The following is a 23,095-nucleotide window of genomic DNA, read 5'->3' as shown; positions in this document are numbered from 1 at the left end:
CGGCTAACAAATGCGCCGGCGACCGATGGCCGCCGGCGCCTGTCATCAGACGTAACGGTTGACGACGTTTTCGAGCAGTTCCTGCTTGCCGGATTTCGGCTGCGGGTTGACGTCCTTGCTCTCGACCCAGTTCGTGATCTCATCGAGCGAATACTCGCCGCGGAAGAGCTTCTGCGCCTCGGCCGTTTCCCAACCGGCATAACGGTCGGCAAGCGGCTGCGACAGAGCCTTGTCCTCGATCATCTTGGCAGCCGCCTTCAGGCCGCGGGCGCAGCAATCCATGCCGCCGATATGACCGATCAAGAGGTCTGCCGGATCGAGCGACTGGCGGCGCAGCTTCGCATCAAAGTTGGTGCCGCCGGTCTTGAAGCCGCCGCCCGCCAGAACGTGGTAGTAGGCGAGCGCCATTTCCGGAACGTTGTTCGGGAACTGGTCGGTGTCCCAGCCGGACTGGTAGTCGTTGCGGTTCATGTCGATCGAGCCGAAGATGCCAAGCGCATTGGCAAGCGCCAGCTCGTGCTCGAATGAGTGGCCGGCAAGGATCGCATGGCCCTGCTCGATATTGACCTTCACTTCGTTTTCGAGACCGTGCTTCTTGAGGAATCCGTAGACAGTCGCAACGTCGTAATCATACTGGTGCTTGGTCGGCTCCTGCGGCTTCGGCTCGATCAGGATCGTGCCCTTGAAGCCGATCTTGTGCTTGTATTCGACGACGAGGTTGAGGAAGCGGCCGAGCTGGTCGAGCTCGCGCTTGAGATCGGTGTTGAGCAGCGTCTCGTAACCTTCGCGGCCGCCCCAGAGCACGTAGTTCTCGCCGCCGAGCTTCTGCGTAGCGTCGATGCAGGTCTTGACCGTCGCAGCTGCGAAAGCAAAGACGTCCGGATCGGGGTTGGTCGCCGCACCCGACATGTAGCGGCGGTTGGAGAAGAGGTTCGCTGTGCCCCAGAGCAGCTTGGTGCCGGTGGCTGCCTGCTTCTCGGCGAAATAATCGACGATCTCGTTGAGGTTCTTGGTGTTCTCGGCAAAGTTCTTGCCTTCAGGGCGCACGTCGGCGTCGTGGAAGCAGTAATAGGGCGCACCGAGCAGCGAGAAGAATTCGAAAGCGACGTCGGCCTTGAGCTTGGCGGCCTTCATCGTGTCTTCGAACCAGGGACGCAGGAAGGTCTGGCCGCCGAAGGGGTCGCCGCCGGGCCAGGTGAAGGTGTGCCAATAGGCCACCGCAAAACGCAGATGGTCTTCCATGCGCTTGCCGAGAACAATCTCGTCCGGCTGGTAATAGCGGAAGGCCAGCGGATTGGTGCTGTCAGGGCCTTCATATTTGATCTTCTGGATATCGCCGAAAAATCCGGTGCTCATATTGGGGTCTCCTTTGGGTTCGTATCTCTTGGCAGTTCTGAATTCTTGTCTGCGGAGGCAGCCCCTCATCCGCCTACCGGCACCTTCTCCCCGAGGGCAGAAGGGACTTGCCGCTACGTTGCAGCTCTTTCAAAGCCATTGCTGCGAACTCCCCCTCTCCCCCGGGGAGAGGGTAGGGTGAGGGGGCCGCCGGCTCGAGTTCTCAATGCGCCAGCGACTTGATCGCCGGATAGAGCGCCCGATAGCGCTTGTAAGCGTCCTCGTAAGCGCCCTTAAGCGCCGCGACCGGTTCGATCGTGCCTGCCGTCATCGGCGGCGTGCAGACGGCGATCGGATCCGCACCCGTCGCCGCGATTAGGCCGAGACGGGCCGCACCGAAAGCTGCGCCGAAATCGCCGTCGGCCGGTAGATCGACCGGAACGCCGAGCGCCGTCGCGATCGACGCCAGCCAATAATGCGAGCGCGAACCGCCGCCGATTGCCGTCACGCGGGAGATGCCGGTGCCGGCCGAACGCAGCGCTTCGAGATTGTCGCGAATGGCGAAAGCCACGCCTTCGAGCACGGCCTGGGTCAGCGCCGCGCGGCTGCTTTCATGCCCGAGCCCGATAAAGGCCCCGCGGATGACGGCATCATTGTGTGGCGTACGCTCACCGGAGAGATAGGGCAGGAAGGTGACGCCGCTCGGCGCCTTCAGTGTCTCGCCGAGTTCGCCTGTGAGATCAGCGGCCGATTTGCCGGTCACACCGGAATGCCAGTTGAGCGCATCGGTGGCCGAGAGGATGACGCCCATCTGATGCCAGGTGTTGGGCAGCGCATGGCAGAAGGCATGCACGGCGCTTTCCGGCTTCGGCAGATAGGAGCCGTTGGCGGCAAAAAGCACGCCCGAGGTGCCGAGTGAGACGAAGGCCGCGCCATCGCTGACCGTGCCCATGCCGCAGGCCGAGGCTGCATTGTCGCCCGCGCCGCCGGCAACGACGACCGAGCCTGATATGCCCCACTGGGCCGCGAGTTCGGACCGCAGTCTGCCGGCCTGATCGGTCCCTTCGACAAGCGCCGGCATCTGCTCCCTCGAAAGGCCGGTGGCGGCAAGCAGTTCCGACGACCAGCCGCGCTTGCCGGTATCGAGCCAGGAGGTGCCTGCCGAATCCGACATTTCGGAGATATATTCGCCGGTCAGCCAGAGACGCAGATAATCCTTCGGCAACAATACCTTGGCGACCTTCGCGAAAGTCTCAGGCTCATGCTTCCTGATCCAGGCGAGCTTGGGCGCCGTAAAGCCGGGAAACACGATATTGCCGGTCAGCGCCCGGAAACGCGGGTCGGCGTCGAGTGCGGCGGCTTCGACGTGACTGCGTGTATCGTTCCAGAGAATGCAGGGCCGCAATACCTTGTCGCTCGCGTCGATCAGCGTGGCGCCGTGCATCTGGCCCGAAAGGCCGATGCCCGTGACTGCGGCGAACTCCTTTGGATGTTTCGCCTTGAGGCCGGCCACGGCCTCCTCGGTCGCGCGCACCCAGTGAGCCGGTTCCTGTTCCGACCAGCCGGAATGCGGGCGCGAGACGTCGAGCGCACCGTTGGCCGAACCGACGATCTTCTGGTCGCCGTCGATCAGCATCGCCTTGACGCCGGAGGTTCCGAGATCGAGACCGAGATACATGTGGCATTCTCCCTTTGCCGTTACGGCAGATTGTCCTTCAGGAATATGTCGAGGCGGATACGCTCCTGCGCTTCGATGACGGCGAGCCCGTCCGCCTTGGCCTTCAGCACGCGAATGGCGCTGCGCACCTCATGACCGGCATTCTGATTCAGGATCGCATCAATCGTGTTGTCGATGAGCGCCGTCCGCGTGTGGGCGGTCAGCTCGTGGGCAATGACCGTCAGCGTCCGATCGACGGCCTTCTCCTTCAGCGCCCGGATAAGGCCGCGATTGCCTGCCCCGAGACTATAGACGCCGATAATGTCGGCATTCCCAAGTGCCTCGGCGACGAGCATATGGGCGATCTCAGGATCGTCACGCCCTTCCAGAACCGGAAGGATCGCAAGATTGGGAAACTCCTCCGCCACGACCGAGGTGAATCCTTCCAGCCGCTCGCGATGGTCGCGCACCAGCATGGAGCCGGCGAGCACGGCGATCTCGCCCTTTCGCGGCCCGAGGAATCGGCCGAGCAGGCGGGCCGCCGTGCGGCCTGCCGCGATATTGTCGACGCCGGCGTAGTGATGGCGCAGCGATCCGGTAAGATCGGACACCAGCGTGACGATGGGAAAGCCCGCATGCACCAGCCTGTCGACGACGGCATGCACTTCAGGCGCATCGGTCGCAACCATTGCGATGCCGCAAGGTTTTTCGCGGGAAAGCCCGTCAAGCACGGCGACAAGAGCGGCCGGATCGAAGGCAGGCACCTCGATGGTGCGAATATCGGTGCGTTCGGCCGGCGAGCGAAGGATCGCCTGCCGGATTTCGGCATTGAGCCCGTGCATGAAGGAATTGTCGCTGGCCGGCAGGATGAAGACCAGCGGATAGGTGCGACCCTTGGCGAGATTGGCGGCGGCGACGTCCCTGACATAACCGAGTTCGCGGATTGCGGTCTCGACCTTCTCCCGCGTGACATGGCGCACACCAGGACGCTGGTTGAGCACCCGGTCGACAGTCGCGAGACTGACGCCCGCCGCAGCGGCGATATCGTGAACAGTTGGCCTCATCATTCCTCCTGACGAGACCATTAGCGCCAAATTTGATGTACGTAAATCAAAAAATCCAGCGGCGCGATTTCCGCATTATTTTACCGGCATTACCGCCCGTTGGCATCGATTCGATCAGCGCCCCCCTGATGACACAGAGGCCTGAAAACCGCAACAAAAAGGCCCTCCGAAGAGGGCCTTTTCAAGGGACGGGGCCGGAGGTCAGTGGCCGCCGCCACCTCCTCCGCCGCCTTGCGGCGCGGGTTTCTTGATCATGGCGACACCTAGGATCATCGCAACGAACAGCGCAGTCAGGATGAGGAACACATCGCTGAAGGAAAGGATGACCGCCTGCTTGGTGGCGAGGCCGACCATCTGCTTGATCGCGACTGAAGTGCCGTCCATGCCGTAACTGCTGAAATTGGCAGTCATGTTGTTCATCTGATCGATCGCCGCCGGATTGCCCCAGTCCATATTCTCCCGCAGCCGCTCGTAGTGCACATCCTGCCGGCTGGTGAGCACGGTATTGATGACCGCGAGACCAACGGCGCCGCCGAGGTTTCTAGTCAGGTTGAACAGGCCGGACGCGCCGCGGATGCGCGACGGCGGCATCGTGCCGAGCGCGATGTTGTTGATCGGCACCATGCACATCATCAGGCCGAACCCGCGCAGGATCTGCGGAATGAACAGTTCATAGAAATCCCAATCCGCCGTCAGGTGGATCATGATGTATGTGCCGGCGGCGAAGCTGATGAAACCGATCACCATCATCAGGCGCAGGTCCATCTTGGTCGACAGCCGCCCGGCGATCGGCGCGGTGAAGAACATCGCAAGGCCAGAGACGAACATCGTCTCGCCGATCATCAGCGAATCATAGCCGCGGATACGCCCGAGATAGACCGGGTAGATATAGGTAAGGCCGTAAAGGCCGATGCCCATGACGAAGGAAAACACCGAGCCGAAGGAGAAATTCCTGTTCGCAAAGGCCTTGAGATCGACTACGGGAAACTCCACCGTGAAGGCGCGATAGAAGAAGACGATGGCCGCGACGCCGGAAGCGACGGCAGCCAGCGCAATGGAATTGTCGTTGAACCAATCGTTCGAGTTGCCCTCTTCGAGCACATATTCCAGCGCGCCGAGGAAGACGCCCATCGAGATCAGCCCCCACCAGTCGAACTTCTTGAAGAGCGACAGTTCCGGCTTGTCGAAGTCGATGAAGTTCCAGGTAACCAGCGTGACGATGATGCCCGGAACGATATTGACGAGGAACAACCAGTGCCAGGAGAAGGCGTGGCTGAGATAGCCGCCGACGGTCGGGCCGATGGTCGGCGCCAGCGTCGCGATCAGGCCGATGATCGGCGAGACGATGCTGCGCTTCGACGGCGGAAAGATGGTGAAGGCGGCCGCGAAAACCGACGGGATCATGCCGCCGCCGATGAAGCCCTGGATGGCGCGGTAGACGATCATCTGGTCGATATTCGTCGCCGTCGCCGCAAGCGCACTCGCCATGGTGAAGCCGGCGGCCGAGATCGCGAAGAGGTAGCGCGTCGAGATGATGCGCGCCAGCGTTCCCGAAAGCGGGATCATGATCACTTCCGCGATCAGATAGGCCGTCTGCACCCAGCCGATTTCGTCGGAACCGGCCGACAGGCCGGCCTGAATTTCGGCAAGCGAAGCAGAGACGATCTGAATGTCGAGGATCGACATGAACATGCCGAGCACCATCGCGAAGAAGGCGATGAGCTTCCTCGGATCCATGCGATCTCCGGCGTGGGCAGGCACCGCCGGCATCGTTCCCGCTGTTGCTGTCGCGCTCCCGGCCATCGGACCACCTCCGCCTTTCCTTTTGCTGGAATTGCTCCGAAGGTTTACTTGTTCGGTGCCGTGCGGGTATCGACGTCGACGACGACGCTGAGGCCCGCGCGCAAACGCCCGCTGTCGAGCGCATCCTGCGGCAGCGCAATGCGCACCGGCACACGCTGAATTACCTTGGTGAAGTTGCCCGTGGCGTTTTCCGGTGGCAGCAGCGAAAAGACCGAACCGGAGGCCGGCGAGATCGATTCGACGGTACCGACGATCGGATGGTCGTCATAGGCATCAACATGGACGTTGACCTTCGAGCCTGGAACGAGATGCTGGATCTGCGTTTCCTTGAAATTGGCGTCGATATAAAGCTGGCGCACCGGAACGAGCGCCATCAGGCGCTGGCCGGGCGAGACCAGATCGCCTTCCTGGATGGAACGATTGCCGACGATGCCGTCATAGGGCGCCTTGAGCACAGTGAAGGAGAGGTCGCGGGCGGCCTTGTCGCGCTGGATTTCCAGCGTGCGGACGGAACCTTCGGCTTCCCTGCGTTGGGCTTCGAGGATGGCGATATTGGCCTGTGCCGCCACGATATTGGCGTCGCCGCCGGCAAGATTGGCCTTGGCCTGATCGAGGGCCGTATTAGCATCATCGAGATCCGCGGTGGTGCCGACCGACTTCGCCTGCAGGTCGCTCTGGCGCTTCTGCTTGATTTCCGCGCCGCGAACCGTCGCTTCGAGGGCAGTCTTCTGGGCCTGAGCCTGCACGAGGCTCGCCTTGGCGCCTTCAATCTGCGCATCAATACGGCTCAGCGAAAGCTGCTCGGTCGCGATCTGGGCATTCGCCTGATCGAGGGCATTTTGGTAGTCGCCGTTATCAAGGGTAGCGAGAACGTCGCCTGCCTTGACTTCCTGGTTGGCGACAACATTCACCTTCGCGACATAGCCGGTAACCTTCGGCGAGATGGTCGCGATATCGCCTTCGATATAGGCGTCGTCGGTCGACACCATGAACCGGCCGTTCATCCACCATTCGTATCCATACCAGCCGCCGCCCGCAAGCAGGGCAAGCACGACGATCGGCAGCACCGGGCTGCGGCGCTTCTTTGCCGAAGCAGCAACCGGGGCCTCGGTCGGCGCCGATTGCGCGGGAGCAGCCGGCTTTTCCAGGGCTTCCGCCGTCGGAGCCTCTGCAACCACCGCGACCTTTGCCTCTTCGGCCTCGGCGTTTTCGCTGACGATACGCGCGACGTTGCTTTTCTGGTTGCTCGACATGGCCACTTTACCGATCTTTGGAGTAATAATCGAACTGAACGGTTCGGTTCAGTTGACATAAACCTGTTTTATCGTCATATCAAGATGTATAGAACCAATCGGTTCGATTTCTTTTAAGGAAAATGCGAAACCGTAAACACGGTTAAGGAGACATGACGTTAAAACCCGACCACGCCGCCGTATTCAGCCCTCCCGCTGCCGGAGGCCGATTTGCTGCGGGCGAAGATCCGGCCAAGCGCCAGCAAATTCTTGCCGGCGCCAAGCGCGTGTTCATGAAAATGGGCTTCGACGCCGCCAGCATGAACGACGTGACGCGCGAGGCCGGAGTCTCCAAGGGAACGCTCTACGTCTATTTCACCAATAAGGAAGAACTGTTTTCGGCGATGATCGAGACCGAGCGCGCCGCTTTCGTGGCGGCCGTGCGCACGGCGCTTGCCGAGCATGACGACCCCGAAGCCGGCCTGTACGAGTTCGGGATAAGCTTCGTCACCCACATGACCGATGAAAAGGTCATCAGCGCGATGCGCACTGTTCTCGGCGTTCGCGACCGCATGCCCGTGCTCTGTCAACGCTTCTTCAAAGGACCGGTAAACCTGCGCACCATCATGCGCGACTTTTTGGAACAGCATGTCGCCGAAGGCCGGCTCGAGATCGACGACATCGATCTGGCCGCGGGCCAGTTTCTCGATCTTGCCAGCGGCAGCTTCTTCAAGCTCCGTCTGTTCGGCAGCATGGAAGAACCGCCGACTCGTGAGGAAATCGACCGCGTCATCCGCGGTGCGATCAAGGTCTTCATGGCAGCCTACGGCGTGCGCCGGCACGAGACTGCCTAACCCCGCACCGTTGACTGCCGCTCTCCTTCGGCCAAAACTCCGCAAGAACGATCAAACCCGGCTGCCGGCTTTTCTCTAAGGAAGAAGCCGCAACCAAGGGAGTGAGGATGAGCGCCGTCGCAAGGGCGATCTGGTTTATAGAGAGCCATTTCGAGAGCGATATATCGCTGGAAGAGATATCGGAAGCCGCCGGATTGTCACGCTATCATCTGTCACGCGTCTTCGGGCTCGTCACCGGCCACTCGATCAGCAGCTATATCAGGGGGCGGCGCCTCAGCCGCGCCGTGCCCGCGCTGGTCGGCGGCTCATCCACCATTCTCGAGGTTGCGCTTTGCGCGGGCTACGGCTCGCACGAGGCTTTCACCCGTGCCTTCCGCGACCAGTTCGGCATGACGCCGGATGCGGTGCGCAGACAGGGGCACGCCCGCAATCTTGTCTTGCTGGAGCCGATCAGAATGGACCCCGCCCACCTCAACGACCTCGAACCGCCCCGCTTCGAAAAGCGTCAACCGATGCTCCTTGCCGGCCTGCAGGAGACCTATCCCTATGGCGGTAACGCCGCCATCCCCTCTCTCTGGCAGAAATTCAACGCCCATTTCGGTCATGTTGCAGGCCAAAAAGGCAATGTCGCCTACGGCGTCTGCACCCATATCGATGGCGAAGCGGAGAAGTATCGCTATATGGCCGGCGTCGAGATCTCCGATGCCAGCGACCTTCCGCCGGATTTTACGACGCTCAGGCTTCCGGGCCAACGCTACGCTGTCTTCACCCATCGCGGCCATGTCTCCGGCATTTCCTCGACCATGAACCGAATTTTCGGCGCATGGTGGCCAACGTCTGGCCTGGAACACGGCGAGACGCCCGACATGTTCGAACGTTACGACGAACGCTTCGATCCCTATACCGGGATGGGCGTCACTGAAATCTGGCTACCTGTCAGGGAATAAAAGTCACATCGATTTCGTATATCCCCTTGCGGCGCTTGTGCAGCAGGCCGCGGACACTACATTGCGGGCGTCATCGGTGACGCAAGGGGATATAAGCTAATGCAGGAAATCATGACGCTCATTCAGGACCCGGCCGCCTGGGTGGCGCTCATCACACTGGTGGTGATGGAAGTCGTTCTCGGTATCGACAACCTGATCTTCATTTCCATTCTCACCAACAAACTGCCGTCCGAGCATCGCGAGAAAGCCCGCCGGATCGGCATCGGCCTTGCCCTGGTCATGCGCCTGGCGCTGCTCGGCACCGTAGCCTGGATCGTACAGCTGACCGAACCGCTGTTTACGGCCTTCGGGCACGGCTTCTCCTGGAAGGATCTGATCCTGATCGCCGGCGGCCTGTTCCTCGTCTGGAAAGCCACCAAGGAAATTCACCACACGGTCGACCCGGTGGATCATCAGGAGGATTTCATCGCGAAGTCCGCCACCACGGGTTTTGCATCGGCCATCGGCCAGATCCTGCTGCTTGACCTGGTCTTCTCCGTCGATAGCATCATCACCGCCGTCGGCATGACGCCGCATCTGCCGATCATGGTGATCGCCGTCATCGCCGCCGTCACCGTCATGCTGGTTGCCGCGACCCCGCTCGCCAACTTCATCGAGAAGAATCCAACGATCGTCATGCTGGCGCTCGCCTTCCTGCTGATGATCGGTACGACGCTGATCGCCGAAGGCATGGGTTTCCATGTGCCGAAGGGTTACGTCTACGCCGCCATGGCCTTCTCCGCACTGGTCGAGGTGCTGAACATGTTCGCACGCAACGCCCGCAAGCGGAAACGCGAAGGCGCGCATTGAGGCTGATACGGGAGAGCGCGCCGCAACCGGTGCACTCTCTCAGCGCCGGCAAGCCGTTGCGGACGCGGTTTTTCTTGACGCGCCCGGTTGAATATGGCCTAAGGCCAGCCGAACGGACGATCGGCGAATGGTGCGGGCGAATGCCCTTTATCGGCCGGTTTGCCGATGAAGATATCTGCATCCTTCCGGCCGAACCTTGCTTTCCCGTGAAAGCAGTCCGGCTTCATTGACGGGCACATACAATGACAAAATCCGGGACAGCTTCCGGCGTCCGCGTCCGCATCGCTCCCTCGCCGACCGGCGAGCCGCATGTCGGCACCGCTTACATCGCTCTCTTCAACTACCTCTTCGCCAAGAAGCACGGTGGCGAGTTCATCCTGCGCATCGAAGATACCGATGCGACGCGCTCGACCCCGGAATTCGAGACGAAGGTGCTCGACGCGCTGAAATGGTGCGGGCTGGACTGGAAGGAAGGCCCCGATATCGGCGGCCCCTACGGCCCCTATCGCCAGTCCGACCGCAAGCCGATGTATCAGCCCTATGCACAGGAACTGCTGGACAATGGCCATGCCTTCCGCTGTTTCTGCACGCCCGCGCGGCTGGAGCAGATGCGCGAGGCGCAGCGCGCCGCCGGAAAGCCGCCGAAATATGATGGCCACTGCCTCAATCTGACGGCGGAAGAGGTGACGTCACGCATGGCGGCGGGCGAAGCCGCGGTCATCCGCATGAAGATCCCGGCGGAGGGCTCCTGCGACTTTACCGACGGCGTCTATGGCGACGTGTCCATTCCGTGGGATTCCGTCGACATGCAGGTCCTGATCAAGGCCGACGGCATGCCGACCTATCACATGGCCAACGTCATCGACGACCATCTGATGAAGATCACCCATGTGGCGCGTGGCGAGGAATGGCTGGCTTCGGTGCCGAAGCACATCCTGCTCTATCGCTATTTCGGCTGGGAGCAGCCGGTCTTCATGCATCTGTCGCTGATGCGCAATGCCGACAAGTCGAAGCTGTCGAAGCGCAAGAACCCGACCTCGATCTCCTATTACTCCGCGCTCGGCTATATCCCCGAGGCGCTGATGAACTTCCTCGGCCTGTTCTTCATGCAGATCGCTGAAGGTGAAGAGCTGTTGACGATGGATGAGCTCTCCGAGAAGTTCGACCCCGAAAACCTTTCCAAGGCCGGCGCGATCTTCGACATCCAGAAGCTCGACTGGCTGAACGGCCGCTGGATCCGCGAGAAGCTCTCCGAAGAGGAATTCCAGGCGCGCGTGCTGACCTGGGCGATGGAGAACGACCGCCTGAAGGCTGGCCTGCGCCTGTCGCAGACCCGCATTTCCAAGCTCGGCGAGCTGCCCGATCTCGCCAGCTTCCTGCTGAAGTCCGATCTCGGCCTGCAGCCGTCCGACTTCGCCAAGATCAAGTCGCCGCCGGAGGAGATCCTCGAGATCCTCAACACCGTTCAGCCGGATCTCGAAAAGATCCTGGAATGGAATGTGGAGACGATCGAAGCGGAATTGCGCGCCATCTCCGATCGCATGGGCAAGAAGCTGAAGGTCGTGGTCTCGCCGCTCTTCGTCGCCGTCTCCGGCTCGTCGCGTTCCCTGCCGCTCTTCGATTCCATGGCCATCCTCGGCCGCTCCGTCGTGCGCCAGCGCCTCAAACTCGCCGCCCAGGCAGTCGCCGCCCTCGTCGGCTCGAAGTAAGAATAGTCAGAGGATTTCGACAGTGGCTGACAACAAGACCGAAAACACCCTCTCCTCCGACGCGACCGAAGTGCGCGCCCAGAAGCTGAAGCTGCTGCGCGAGCAGATCGGCGAGGTCTATCCGGCGCATTTCCACCGGACGCTGACCAATGCCGAGCTTGGCGCCAAGTATGAATCTCTGGAACCGGACGTCGAGACGCAGGATGTCGTCACCGTCGCCGGCCGCGTCTATTCCTCGCGCAACTCCGGCATGTTCATGGATATCCGCGACGCTTCCGGCAAGATCCAGATCTTCAGCCACAAGGACACGACGCCGGAAGAGGCCCGCGACCTGCTGCCGATGATCGACATCGGCGACATCATCGGCGTCACCGGCATCGTGCGCCGCACCAAGCGCGGCGAACTGACGATCAACGCCCAGAAGATCGAAATGCTGACCAAGTCGCTGCTGCCGATGCCCGAGAAGTGGCACGGCCTCTCCGACATCGAGCTGCGCTATCGCAAGCGCCATCTCGACATCATGACCAATGAGGATTCGAAGCTGCGCTTCCAGCAGCGCTCGAAGATCGTCTCCGGCATCCGCCGTTTCATGGAAAATGACGGCTTCATGGAAGTCGAGACGCCGATGCTGCATTCCGTCTATGGCGGCGCCACCGCCGAGCCGTTCAAGACGCATCACAACACGCTGAAGCTCGACATGTACCTGCGCATCGCGCCGGAATTGTTTCTGAAGCGCACTCTGGTTTCAGGCCTCACCGACAAGGTCTTCGAGATCAACCGCAACTTCCGCAACGAAGGCGTTTCCACTCGGCACAATCCCGAATTCACCATGATGGAGTGTTATTGGGCCTATGCCGATTACGAGGACATGATGGATCTCGTCGAGCGGCTGTTCGAGACCCTGGCGCTCTCGATCCACGGCACCACGGAATTCGACTTCGTCGACAAGCGCCTCTCCTTCAAGGGACCGTTCAAGCGCGTGCCGATGCCGGATGCCGTCAAGAAAGCGACCGGCATCGATTTCCTCGCCATCAAGACCGATGAGGAAGCCCGCGCCGCCGCCAAGGCTGCCGGCTTTGCGGTCGAGAAGGACTGGACCTGGGGCGAATGCCTCGCCTTCATCTTCGAGGAAAAGGTGGAAGCGACACTGATTCAGCCGGCTCACGTCACGCATTTCCCAAAGGACATCTCGCCTTTCGCCAAGGAAGTGCCGGGCGAGCCGCGGCTTGTCGAACGCTTCGAGACCTATTGCAACGCCTGGGAACTCGGCAACGCCTTCTCCGAGCTCAACGATCCCGAAGAGCAGCGCCGCCGCATGGTCGAGCAACTGGAACAGGCGCTCGCTCGCGGCGAGAAGGAAAAACAGCTGGACGACGAATTCCTCGACGCGATCGACCAGGGCATGCCACCTGCCGGCGGCCTCGGCATCGGCGTCGACCGGCTGATCATGCTTCTGACCAACGCTCCGTCGATCCGCGACGTCATTCTCTTCCCGGCCCGCCGCAACAAGGCCGACTGACAGGAAAAAAATCGGAAAATGCAAAGCGGGGTGCCGGCCGGCGCTCCGCTTTTTACATGCCGCCCGTTCAGTGGGCCTTGGGGGCTTGCGCCGGCGGCTCTTCGGCCGGCGCCTCGGCCACCGCATCGGCGCCGTGACTCTCTGCAGTTGGCGGCGCTTCGCTTTCGGCAGCCGGTGCCGCGCCGTGTCCGCCGCCCTCGGCCTTGTTGTCCTTATCCTCAGTCTTCTTGCCCGTCGCCTCGCCCTTGGTCGATGCAACGGCGACCGGATCGACACAATCCTCGGGATCCTTGAACGAAGCGCTGATCATCGCGATCTCGTCGGCCGGCAGTTCGATGCGCTCGCCGAAGAACAGCCCGTTTTCGCTGGCCTTGCCGTCATAGTAGCGTGCGGTATAGCGCTTGTCGTCGAGGCCGGGAACGGTCTTGTCCGGATGCGGGATGAAGACGACATCAGCTCCGATCGCCCGACCGCGAATATCGGCACGCAGCGTCGGGCCGTTCTCATCAAGCACCACCACCTGTACCAGATCCGGTTTCTGCGCGGCATAGACGGCCTGGGCAACACGAAGTGCAGTCCTGACCCGCGTCATGCCATCGGTCGGTTCGGTCTTGATGTATTTGCGGACCCAGACATGATCCTGCTTCCTGATCGTCACGAGGTTGACGTCGCTGCATTCGAGCCCATGACCGCCACCAGAGACGCCGACCAGCCTGTCCTTGCCGACATAAAGCGCCGCGCCGCCGGAAACGCCCGCCAGAAGCGCGACTCCGCCGATGATGATTGCCAATTTCCGGGAAGGCCGGAATATGCGCAGTAAGGCCTTCACGCCAACTGCTCCGCCATCTCAAACTCCAACGCAGGACAGGTGCTGAGAATGCTAGGGAAATGACGTTTCGGAAAGTTTAAGTGGCTGCGCCGAGCTCGCTCCATTTCAGGAAAATCCCAAAAAAGGTCCGAATTTATCGGCTGCTTGCCATGGCACATTCCGCCATGCTCTAAACGCCCATGGCCTTCACGCTTCGCCAGATCCAATACTTCGTGGCCGTCGCCGAACAGGGTTCGGTGACGCGAGCCGCGCAGAACCTTTCGATCTCCCAATCCTCGGTGACGGAAGCGCTGAAGGAGCTCGAAACTGATCTCGGCGTCGAACTCTTCGAGCGCCATCCGCGCGGCCTGACGATCACCCACAACGGACATCAGTTCCTCCGTCACGCGACCAAGATTCTCGCCTCCGTCTCCGATGCGCGAACCAGCTTCTCCGGCCAGCAGAGTGCTCTCTCCGGCACGTTGAACATCGGCGTCACCTCGCTTGTCGCCGGCTATGTGCTCTCCGATCTGCTGGCGCGATACCGGCGCGCCTGCCCGGGCATCGAAGTCAGCGCCATCGAGGACAATGGCGGCTACCTCGAACATCTCCTGGTCGGCGGCGAACTCGACGTGGCGGTGATGGTGATATCCAATCTGCGCGACCGCATGGCGCTGCAGGCGGAAATCCTCGAAACCTCGCCCTATCGCCTCTGGCTGCCGATGGGCCATCCGCTGGTGTCGGCCGATATCATCTCCGTCGCCGATATCGCCCGCGAACCGCTGATCATGCTGACGGTCGACGAGATTGAGGAGAATACCGGCAAACTGCTCTCCGCACTCGGCGCCCGCCCGCATGTCGCCTTCCGCACCCGTTCGGTGGAAGCGGTGCGCAGCCTGGTGGCCACGGGCGCCGGCGTGGCGCTGCTTCCCGATCTCGTCTACCGCCCGTGGTCGCTCGAAGGTGACCGCATCGAGAGCCGCGACGTCTCCGGCTCGCTGCCGGTGGTCCAGGTCGGCATGGTCTGGCGCAAGGGCTCCAGCCTGCCGCAGGCGGCGCGCGATTTCGTCGGCATCGCCGAAACTCTGCGTTCCGGTCGAATCCGCTGATATCGGAATTCCCGATATCGTCTTTCTGATAAATGAATTTGCGAAACCGGGCTTTTCGCGTCACTTTTTCAGCCGGGAACAAATTGCCACAAAGTGGCACCAAACCGGGAGACGAACGATGACGAATCTGTTGAAATCCTGCACGGCAGCGCTCGCCTGCCTGAGCTTCGCGACACAGGTGGTCGCCGCCGAACCGCTGAAGGCCTTGGGCAAGGGGGAAGGCGCGGTCAGCATCGTCGCTTGGGCCGGCTACATCGAACGCGGCGAAACCGACAAGAATTACGACTGGGTCACCGGCTTCGAAAAGGAGACCGGCTGCAAAGTGTCCGTCAAGACGGCCGCCACGTCCGATGAAATGGTGTCGCTGATGAACGAGGGCGGTTTCGATCTCGTCACCGCATCTGGTGACGCGTCGCTCCGCCTCATTGCCGGCAAGCGTGTCCAGCCGATCAATACCGATCTGATTTCGAGCTTCAAAAATGTCGACAAGCGCCTGCAGGAGGGCCCGTGGTATACGGTCGGCGGCGTACATTACGGCGTGCCCTATCTCTGGGGACCGAACGTGCTGATGTACAATACCGATGCCTTCAAGGACAAGGCGCCGACCAGTTGGGGCGTCGTCTTCGAGGAGCAGACCCTGCCGGACGGCAAGTCGAACAAGGGCCGCGTGCAGGCCTATGACGGCGCGATCTATATCGCCGATGCGGCCATGTATCTGATGGCCCACAAGCCGGATCTCGGCATCAAGGACCCGTATGAACTCACCGAAGACCAGTACAAGGCCGCTCTCGACCTTTTGCGCGGCCAGCGCAAGCTCGTCTCGCGCTACTGGCACGACGCGATGATCCAGATCGACGACTTCAAGAATGAAGGTGTCGTCGCCTCCGGCTCCTGGCCCTTCCAGGTCAACCTGCTGCAGGCCGACAAGCAGAAGATCGCCTCCACCTTCCCGGATGAAGGCGTCACCGGCTGGGCCGACACGACAATGCTGCACGCCGACAGCGAACATCCGAACTGCGCCTACATGTGGATGGAACATTCCCTTCAGGCCAAGGTCCAGGGCGACGCCGCCGCCTGGTTCGGCGCCGTGCCCTCCGTTCCCGCCGCCTGCAAGGGCAACGAGCTGATGGGCGAAACCGGCTGCGCCACCAACGGCTTCGATCACTTTGACAAGATCAAGTTCTGGAAGACCCCGGTCGCCAAATGCGCAACGCAGAACGAATGCGTGCCCTATCACCGCTGGGTGTCGGATTACATCGGCGTGATCGGCGGACGGTGAGCCGATCCGATCGTATGCGTAAGAATCCCTCCCCAACCCCTCCCCACAAGGGGGAGCGGCTAAGAGTGGCACCGCCAAATCTGCCGAAACACCAAGGTATTTGCGAAGGGGTACGGCGGGTTAAGCCCCTCCCCCTTGGGGAGGGGCTTGGGGCGGGGTCTATATTGGCCAGGACCAAGCCCTCTTTAAACAGACAAGACCCGGAGTCCTCTCATGACGTCAGCCGTCCGTTTCCAGCAGGTATCGCGCCATTTCGGCCAGGTCCGCGCCGTCGACGGTGTCGATCTCGAGATCGCGCCGGGCGAGTTCTTCGCCATGCTCGGGCCGTCCGGTTCCGGCAAGACGACGTGCCTCAGATTGATCGCCGGCTTCGAACAGCCGACATCAGGCCACATCCAGATTTTCGGAGAGACGGCCGACGGCATTCCGCCCTACCGCCGCAACGTCAACACCGTCTTCCAGGATTACGCGCTCTTCCCGCATCTCAACATTCTCGACAATGTCGCCTACGGGCTGATGGTCAAGGGCGTCGGCAAGGCGGAGCGGAAGAAGGCGGCGAGCGATGCCCTCGAACTTGTCAAGCTGCCAGGCTACGGCGCTCGCCGCCCCGGCCAGCTCTCCGGCGGCCAGCGGCAGCGCGTGGCGCTCGCCCGCGCGCTGGTCAATAAGCCGAAGGTGCTGCTGCTCGACGAGCCGCTCGGTGCGCTGGACCTGAAGCTGCGCGAGCAGATGCAGGAGGAATTGAAGAGCCTGCAGCGCGCGCTCGGCATCACCTTTGTCTTCGTCACCCATGATCAAGGCGAGGCGCTGTCGATGGCCGATCGCGTCGCTGTCTTCAACAATGGCAATATCGTCCAGCACGGCACGCCGCAAGATATCTACCGCTGCCCGAAGACCCGCTTCGTCGCCGATTTCGTCGGCTCGTCAAATGTGATCGCGCCTGATCTGATGGCCGCGCTCGGCGGCGAGAAACGCTGGGCGAGCCTGCGCCCCGAGGCGATCCGGCTGGCAAGCGATGGCATCGAGGCGAAGGTCAAGCATGCGAGCTTCCTCGGCGCCGCCACCCGTCTCAGCGTCGATCTGAGCGGCAGCCGGCTGCATGTCACGCTGCCGGCAGGCACGCCTGTGCCGGATGTCGGCGCCGGCATCCGGCTCACCTGGCAGCCCGCCGATATCCACTACATGGACGATGTGGCATGACGGCACTCATCATCTCCGACGGCAAGACATCGATCCTTCCGGCACGCCGCGGCGTCTTCGGCCGAATGTCGGATGCCTTCTGGCGACACCCGAAACTGCTGCTCTTCCTGATGCTGACGCCACCGCTGCTTTGGCTCGGCATCATCTATATCGGCTCGCTGATCGCCCTGCTTCTGCAGAGTTTCTTCTCGATCGACGATTTCTCCGGACTGGTGAATTACGAATTCACCCTTGCGACCTACGCCCAGCTTCTGAGCCCGACGAACTTCGACATCATCATCCGCACCGTCATGATGGCCGCGTTCGTCACCATCGCTTCTGCATTGATCGCCTTCCCGATCGCCTACTACGCGGCGCGTTATGCGCAGGGCAAATGGAAGGTGCTGTTCTATCTCGGCGTCATGCTGCCGCTCTGGTCGAGCTATCTCGTCAAGATCTACGCCTGGAAGCTGATCCTCGCCAAGGAAGGCATCCTGACCTGGATCTTCGAACAGCTCCATCTCTCCTGGCTTCTCCAGGGCGTCTTGAACCTGCCCGTCGTCGGCGGCAATTCGCTTTCGGTCAGCTACCTCGGCACCTTCATCGTCTTTGTCTATATCTGGCTGCCCTACATGATCCTGCCAACGCAGGCCGCGCTCGAGCGTGTGCCCGGCAACCTGATCGAGGCCTCGGCGGATCTCGGCGCGACACCGCGCCAGACCTTCCGCACCGTGCTGTTGCCCTTGGCGCTGCCGGGCATCGTCGCCGGTTCGATTTTCACCTTTTCGCTGACCCTCGGCGATTACATCATCCCACAGATCATCGGCTCGTCCAGGCTGTTCATCGGCCAGGCCGTTTATGCGCAGCAGGGAACCGCCGGCAACGTGCCGCTGGCGGCCGCCTTCTCGGTCGTGCCAATCGTCATCATGGCGCTTTATCTGTCGCTCGCCAAAAGACTGGGGGCCTTCGATGCGCTCTGACCTCAAGACATCGCCGCTGCCCCTGAAGATCGCCGCCGCAGGCGGGCTGCTCTTCCTGCACCTGCCGATCCTGCTGATCTTCGTCTATGCCTTCACGACGGAGGAGAAGAGCTATCAGTGGCCGCCACCCGCGTTGACGCTGCAATGGTTCGCCGTTGCCTGGAATCGGCCAGACGTCTGGTCGGCGCTCGGCCTTTCCGTGCAGGTCGCCGTCATCGCCACCGCGATCGCGCTCATCCTCGGCACGCTCTGTGCCGCGGCCGTCAGCCAGACGAAGTTCTTCGGCCGCGAGGCGATCTCGCTGCTGGTCATCCTGCCGATCGCGCTTCCCGGCATCATCACCGGCATAGCGCTGCGCTCCGCCTTCAGCCTCTTCGACGTCCCGTTCTCGGTCTGGACCATCGTGCTCGGCCACGCCACTTTCTGCGTGGTGGTCGTCTACAACAACGCCGTCGCCCGCTTCCGCCGCACCTCCGGCTCGCTGATCGAAGCCTCGATGGATCTCGGCGCCGACGGCTTCCAGACCTTCCGCCATGTCATCCTGCCGAATATCGGCACCGCCTTGCTTGCCGGCGGCATGCTCGCTTTTGCCCTGTCCTTCGATGAGGTCATCGTCACCACCTTCACCGGCGGTCAGCAATCGACCCTGCCGATCTGGATGCTCGAAGAACTCATCCGCCCGCGCCAGCGCCCCGTCACCAATGTGGTCGCCATGGTCGTGGTGCTCGTCACCTTCCTGCCGATCCTGGCAGCCTATTACCTCACCCGCGACGGCGACCAGATCGCCGGCGCCGGCAAATAACAGGGAGAACATCATGGATACGCAAATGTTGATCGGTTCCCGCTTCGAAAAAGGCACGGAGACGGAAGAGCACATCCTGAACCCGAAAACTGGCGAGACGGTCACCGACCTTCCCGAAGCCTCGCTCTCCCAGGTCGATGCCGCCGTCGATGCCGCCGAAAAAGCCTTCAAGAGCTGGTCGCAGACGACGCCTTCCGAACGCTCGAGTTACCTGCTGAAGATCGCCGACGCTATCGAGAAGGATGCCGCCGGTTTCGCCGCGCTGGAAGCGCTGAACTGCGGCAAGCCGATCAATTCAGTGCTGAACGATGAAATCCCGGCGATCGTCGATTGTTACCGCTTCTTCGCGGGGGCAGTGCGCAACCTGCACGGACCGGCCGCGGGCGAATACCTGCCCGGCCACACCTCGATGATCCGCCGTGATCCAATCGGCATCGTCGGCTCGATCGCGCCGTGGAACTATCCGTTGATGATGATGGCCTGGAAGCTGGCGCCGGCAATCGCCGGCGGCAATACCGTCGTCTTCAAGCCGTCGGAGCAGACGCCGCTGACCGCGCTGAAGATGGCGAAGCTGCTTTCCGACATCCTGCCCGAAGGCGTCGTCAATGTCATCCTCGGCCGCGGCGAAAGCGTCGGCAATGCGCTGATCAACCATGCCAAGGTCAACATGGTCTCGATAACAGGCGATGTCGCCACCGGCAAGAAGGTGCTGCAGGCCGCCGCCAAGACCGTGAAGCGTACTCATCTGGAACTCGGCGGCAAGGCCCCGGTTATCATCTTCGACGACGCCGACATCGATGCCGTCGTCGCCGGCATCCGCACCTTCGGCTATTACAATGCCGGTCAGGACTGCACCGCGGCCTGCCGCATCTATGCTGACGCCAAGGTCTACGACAATTTCGTCGCAGATCTCTCTTCGGCCGTCTCAAGCATCCGCTTCAACCAGGCCGACGATACCGAAAACGAGATCGGTCCGCTGATCTCCAGGCGCCAGCGTGACCGCGTCGAAAGCTTCGTCGCCCGCGCTTCCGAGCACAAGCACATGGAAATCACCACCGGCGGCAAGGTCTCCGGCGACAAGGGCTTCTTCTTCACCCCGACCGTCATATCAGGCGCCCTGCAGGACGACGAGATCGTCCGTCGTGAGGTCTTCGGCCCGGTCGTCTCGGTCACCCGCTTCTCCGACGCCGATGATGCCATCGCCTGGGCGAACGACAGCGATTACGGCCTCGCCTCCTCGGTCTGGACCAGGGATATCGGCCGCGGCATGAAGACCGCCGCCCGCCTGCAATATGGCTGCACCTGGATCAACACCCATTTCATGCTGGTCAACGAGATGCCGCATGGCGGCCTCAAACAGTCGGGCTACGGCAAGGACATGTCGGTCTATGCGCTGGAGGATTATACCGCCGTGCGTCACGTGATGATCAATCATGGCTGACGGTGAAACCGGCAGGATTATAGAGGCCAATGGCAGAGAACATCATCCGATTTCGCGCGTAGTGGAACAATTTCCCGGTTGCCGCGTCTTCTCAGGCAAACGCAAAGGATGATGTGTCATGCTGAAATGGGCTCTGATATTCTTCGTTATTTCGATCATCGCCGGCTTCTTTGGCTTCTCCGGCGTTTCCGCCGCCACAGCGACCATCGCCCGCGTGCTCTTCGGTATCGCGCTGGTGATTTTCCTGATCTTCCTGGTTCTGGCGTTGATGGCCGGCCAGGCGGTCTTGTAACCGAGCACCGCACAACCCGGAGCAATTCCGCGGCTCGGAGCCGCGGAATGTTCATGGCGCGCAAAAGCTTGCAGCCAATTGGCTACATCATCGCCCTCAGCCAGGGATGAAGGCTGCTACCCCGCTTTCTCAGCAGGTTGTCGATCGATATCGACCCCGCCCCCGAAGCCACCAGGACGAACACGCCGCCGGCAATCGCCAGATCCTTCTCGAAATGCAGGAGCTCGTTCTGGCTGTCAAAATTCGTGTGAAACATCAAGGCGGTCGCCAGGCAGAAGAAGGCCAGCGCTAACGCGCCAAGCCGACTGAGGAAACCCGCGGCAATGGAAAGGCCGGCGCCGAGCTGAAGTGCTATGACAGCAAATGCAACCGGCGTGGCAAGCCCCAGTTTTGCGAAAGTGTCGACGGTCGCGCTGATATCTGATGCGAGCACCGAACCTTCATGCAGGAAGATCAGCGACAGGAGCAGCCTGCCCAGGAGAAGAATGAAATCGGCCAGTTGAGACCGGCTTGCGGCGCTATCCATTACACCCTCCGATTTGCAGAGAACAGGCGGCTTGGCCGCCCGTTCTCACGTTCATGGACTCGTCAGTTGCCACCCTTGGCAGCGATGGCCTTTTGCAGGTCTTCGAGTTCTTCGCAGCCGCTTGGGCAAAGTTGCTTCAGCGATGATAGCTGCTCCTCCGCCTTCGCCATCTCGCCCGTTTCGGCAAAGAGCTCGCCGAGATATTCACGCGCAGCCTTGTGATCGGGTTGAAGCTCAAGTGCTTTGGTGTAGTAGGTCAGCGACGTTCTGTAGTCGCCGGTCTTGCGCAGCGTATACCCCATAAGATTATAGACATCTGCCTGTTGATTGTCTTCGGCAAGACCGCGAAGCTCCGCCAGGGCGCCGGCATAATCCTTGGCATCGATCTTGGCGCGTACCGACGTCAAATCGGGAGCGTCCGTCGATTCCATATTATCGACAGCAAAAGCGGGAAGCGCCGTCACCGCGGAGAAGCCCGCGGATATGGCGCAGAGCCAGATGAATCCGAGAATGAGATATTTCATCATGATGATCTCCATTCGGCCTTTCAGGCCTGGACTGTCGGCGTAAAGCCATAGGCGCTTCCGTCCTTGACGAAGGTGCCCGAGCCGGGGAAGGGGAAATGCGAGCCGCAAATGGCGATATTGTCGGCAATGATGCGGTCGATCAGACGGCGGCGGGTGTCGATGGCCGCCGGCCCATCCTGATCATAACTGCCCTGCCAGTCGGGGTGCGGCGCAAGCAGCGCCGGCACGTACATGATATCGGCCGAGACAAGCAGTTGCTTGCTGCCGGAGGCGACAAGATAGGTCGAATGACCCGGTGTATGGCCTGGCGCAGCAAGAAGCCGAACGCCGGGCGCAACCTCGGCACCCTCGTCCACCAGTTTCCAGTTCTTCCATTTCGGAAAGACCTCGGCGATGCGCTTGCCGGCCGGCCTGCGGCCTTCGGCAAGCTTCTCGACCCGGCCGGGCTCCGTCCACCAGTTATATTCGATGGCATTGACGATGAGTTCGGCGTTCGGAAAGACGGGATCGTTCGTTCCCTTTTCCATCAATCCCCAGACGTGATCCGGGTGGAAATGCGAGAGCATGATCGTGTCGATCCTCTTATAATCGATGCCGGCGGCTGCCATATTCGCCGGCAGATGTGTGGCATTTGCCTGCCATTGACCGACGCCCGAGCCGGCGTCCATCATGATCAGCCGGTTGCCGAGTTTCAGGACGACCACCGTCAGCGGGATCGGCATGAATTCGGTCGTAAGCCCTGCCTTGAAAAGCGCTTCCTTGGTATCCTCGATCGAGGCATTCTTGATGAAGGTCGGGTCATGCGGTTTTTTCCAGATTCCGTCGTAGACCGCCGTGACCTCGACATCGCCGACCTGATATTTGTAGAAGCCGACGGTCGGCTCCAGCGTTGTTGCGGCGAGCGCCGGCCCGACGAATTCGAGCTTCGACGACAGCCCGAATGCAGCTGCCGCGGCAGCCGATCCAAGGACGGCGCGACGTGACATGTTAAACATGGATATGCCTCCTCTTGTCGATGAGATTTCAGCTGGCGAAGACCGCAATTATTCGGATTCCCTCGCTGATGAACTAGATCGCCAGCCGGACGCGCTTATTCCCGATCTCGAGCGTCGTTTGTTCAAGCGCTTGAAAAGACATCGTCATTTCTATCGCCCCGGCCGGCTGTCCGGCCACGTGCCAATAA

General features: G+C 61.3%; 21 protein-coding genes. 12 read left to right on the top strand and 9 right to left on the bottom strand.

What is annotated here, in order from left to right; all coding sequences use genetic code 11:
- Nucleotides 1-45: 45 nt before the first annotated feature.
- The 5 genes from xylA to HJC00_RS06460 form a co-directional block, all read right to left on the bottom strand.
- Nucleotides 46-1,356 (bottom strand): xylose isomerase, encoded by a 1,311-nt coding sequence (gene xylA / locus HJC00_RS06480; RefSeq protein ID WP_210629781.1) that lies wholly within the window; start codon nucleotides 1,354-1,356, stop codon nucleotides 46-48.
- 202 nt (nucleotides 1,357-1,558) lie between these two features.
- Nucleotides 1,559-3,013 (bottom strand): xylulokinase, encoded by a 1,455-nt coding sequence (gene xylB, locus HJC00_RS06475; protein WP_221124204.1) that lies wholly within the window; start codon nucleotides 3,011-3,013, stop codon nucleotides 1,559-1,561.
- A 20-nt stretch (nucleotides 3,014-3,033) separates the two neighbouring features.
- On the bottom strand, nucleotides 3,034-4,056 hold the full coding sequence (locus tag HJC00_RS06470; protein ID WP_210629779.1) for a LacI family DNA-binding transcriptional regulator: 1,023 nt from the start codon (nucleotides 4,054-4,056) through the stop codon (nucleotides 3,034-3,036).
- Nucleotides 4,057-4,257: 201 nt separating this feature from the next.
- Entirely contained in the window at nucleotides 4,258-5,859 is a 1,602-nt protein-coding gene (locus HJC00_RS06465; RefSeq protein WP_210629778.1) for a DHA2 family efflux MFS transporter permease subunit, read from the bottom strand.
- A gap of 44 nt (nucleotides 5,860-5,903) precedes the next feature.
- Nucleotides 5,904-7,112 (bottom strand): HlyD family secretion protein, encoded by a 1,209-nt coding sequence (locus HJC00_RS06460; RefSeq protein ID WP_221163780.1) that lies wholly within the window; start codon nucleotides 7,110-7,112, stop codon nucleotides 5,904-5,906.
- A gap of 152 nt (nucleotides 7,113-7,264) precedes the next feature.
- On the opposite strand from HJC00_RS06460, the gene HJC00_RS06455 reads away from it, so the two are divergent.
- The 5 genes from HJC00_RS06455 to lysS all read left to right on the top strand — a co-directional run bounded on the left by HJC00_RS06455 (nucleotide 7,265) and on the right by lysS (nucleotide 12,969).
- Nucleotides 7,265-7,945, top strand: a complete 681-nt coding sequence (locus tag HJC00_RS06455; protein WP_221124201.1) for a TetR/AcrR family transcriptional regulator — start codon at nucleotides 7,265-7,267, stop codon at nucleotides 7,943-7,945.
- Nucleotides 7,946-8,052: 107 nt separating this feature from the next.
- Nucleotides 8,053-8,892, top strand: a complete 840-nt coding sequence (locus HJC00_RS06450) for an AraC family transcriptional regulator (protein WP_221146362.1) — start codon at nucleotides 8,053-8,055, stop codon at nucleotides 8,890-8,892.
- Nucleotides 8,893-8,991: 99 nt separating this feature from the next.
- Complete coding sequence (locus tag HJC00_RS06445) at nucleotides 8,992-9,741, top strand: TerC family protein (protein WP_210629774.1); 750 nt, start codon at nucleotides 8,992-8,994, stop codon at nucleotides 9,739-9,741.
- A 242-nt stretch (nucleotides 9,742-9,983) separates the two neighbouring features.
- Nucleotides 9,984-11,450, top strand: a complete 1,467-nt coding sequence (gltX, locus tag HJC00_RS06440; protein WP_221163779.1) for a glutamate--tRNA ligase — start codon at nucleotides 9,984-9,986, stop codon at nucleotides 11,448-11,450.
- 22 nt (nucleotides 11,451-11,472) lie between these two features.
- Nucleotides 11,473-12,969: a lysine--tRNA ligase gene (gene lysS, locus HJC00_RS06435; RefSeq protein WP_210629772.1), complete on the top strand. Its 1,497-nt coding sequence runs from the start codon at nucleotides 11,473-11,475 to the stop codon at nucleotides 12,967-12,969.
- 67 nt (nucleotides 12,970-13,036) lie between these two features.
- Here the strand turns inward: lysS and HJC00_RS06430 are convergent, their stop codons facing one another.
- Nucleotides 13,037-13,798 (bottom strand): hypothetical protein, encoded by a 762-nt coding sequence (locus tag HJC00_RS06430; RefSeq protein WP_210629771.1) that lies wholly within the window; start codon nucleotides 13,796-13,798, stop codon nucleotides 13,037-13,039.
- A gap of 179 nt (nucleotides 13,799-13,977) precedes the next feature.
- On the opposite strand from HJC00_RS06430, the gene HJC00_RS06425 reads away from it, so the two are divergent.
- From HJC00_RS06425 to HJC00_RS06395, 7 genes are all read left to right on the top strand, one after another.
- Entirely contained in the window at nucleotides 13,978-14,886 is a 909-nt protein-coding gene (locus HJC00_RS06425) for a LysR family transcriptional regulator (RefSeq protein ID WP_210629770.1), read from the top strand.
- Nucleotides 14,887-15,004: 118 nt separating this feature from the next.
- Entirely contained in the window at nucleotides 15,005-16,165 is a 1,161-nt protein-coding gene (locus HJC00_RS06420) for an ABC transporter substrate-binding protein (protein WP_210629769.1), read from the top strand.
- A 213-nt stretch (nucleotides 16,166-16,378) separates the two neighbouring features.
- On the top strand, nucleotides 16,379-17,365 hold the full coding sequence (locus HJC00_RS06415; protein ID WP_210629768.1) for an ABC transporter ATP-binding protein: 987 nt from the start codon (nucleotides 16,379-16,381) through the stop codon (nucleotides 17,363-17,365).
- The gene (locus HJC00_RS06410) at nucleotides 17,362-18,324 is read left to right on the top strand and encodes an ABC transporter permease (RefSeq protein ID WP_221146356.1); all 963 of its coding nucleotides are present in this window, start codon (nucleotides 17,362-17,364) and stop codon (nucleotides 18,322-18,324) included. Before HJC00_RS06415 ends, HJC00_RS06410 begins: the two co-directional genes overlap by 4 nt.
- Nucleotides 18,314-19,126: an ABC transporter permease gene (locus HJC00_RS06405; RefSeq protein ID WP_221154493.1), complete on the top strand. Its 813-nt coding sequence runs from the start codon at nucleotides 18,314-18,316 to the stop codon at nucleotides 19,124-19,126. The genes HJC00_RS06410 and HJC00_RS06405 overlap by 11 nt, the downstream gene beginning before the upstream one ends.
- Nucleotides 19,127-19,139: 13 nt before the next feature.
- A complete protein-coding gene (locus HJC00_RS06400; protein ID WP_210629765.1) occupies nucleotides 19,140-20,567 on the top strand; it encodes a gamma-aminobutyraldehyde dehydrogenase in 1,428 nt (475 codons plus the stop codon).
- Nucleotides 20,568-20,685: 118 nt separating this feature from the next.
- Entirely contained in the window at nucleotides 20,686-20,859 is a 174-nt protein-coding gene (locus HJC00_RS06395) for a DUF1328 domain-containing protein (protein WP_004678026.1), read from the top strand.
- Between the two features lie 82 nt (nucleotides 20,860-20,941).
- On the opposite strand, the gene HJC00_RS06390 is transcribed toward HJC00_RS06395, so the two are convergent.
- From HJC00_RS06390 to HJC00_RS06380, 3 genes are all read right to left on the bottom strand, one after another.
- A complete protein-coding gene (locus HJC00_RS06390) occupies nucleotides 20,942-21,385 on the bottom strand; it encodes a DoxX family protein (protein ID WP_221154488.1) in 444 nt (147 codons plus the stop codon).
- Nucleotides 21,386-21,447: 62 nt separating this feature from the next.
- Nucleotides 21,448-21,912: a tetratricopeptide repeat protein gene (locus tag HJC00_RS06385; RefSeq protein ID WP_221146352.1), complete on the bottom strand. Its 465-nt coding sequence runs from the start codon at nucleotides 21,910-21,912 to the stop codon at nucleotides 21,448-21,450.
- 20 nt (nucleotides 21,913-21,932) lie between these two features.
- Nucleotides 21,933-22,907, bottom strand: coding sequence for an MBL fold metallo-hydrolase (locus HJC00_RS06380; RefSeq protein ID WP_221122967.1), 975 nt, complete (start codon nucleotides 22,905-22,907; stop codon nucleotides 21,933-21,935).
- Nucleotides 22,908-23,095 lie beyond the last annotated feature (188 nt).

The sequence above is a fragment of the Rhizobium sp. NLR22b genome (assembly GCF_019685295.1).
GTDB lineage: Bacteria > Pseudomonadota > Alphaproteobacteria > Rhizobiales > Rhizobiaceae > Rhizobium.
The sequence above is the reverse complement of the archived record's forward strand: the minus strand, read 5'-3'. Positions and strand labels throughout refer to the sequence as shown.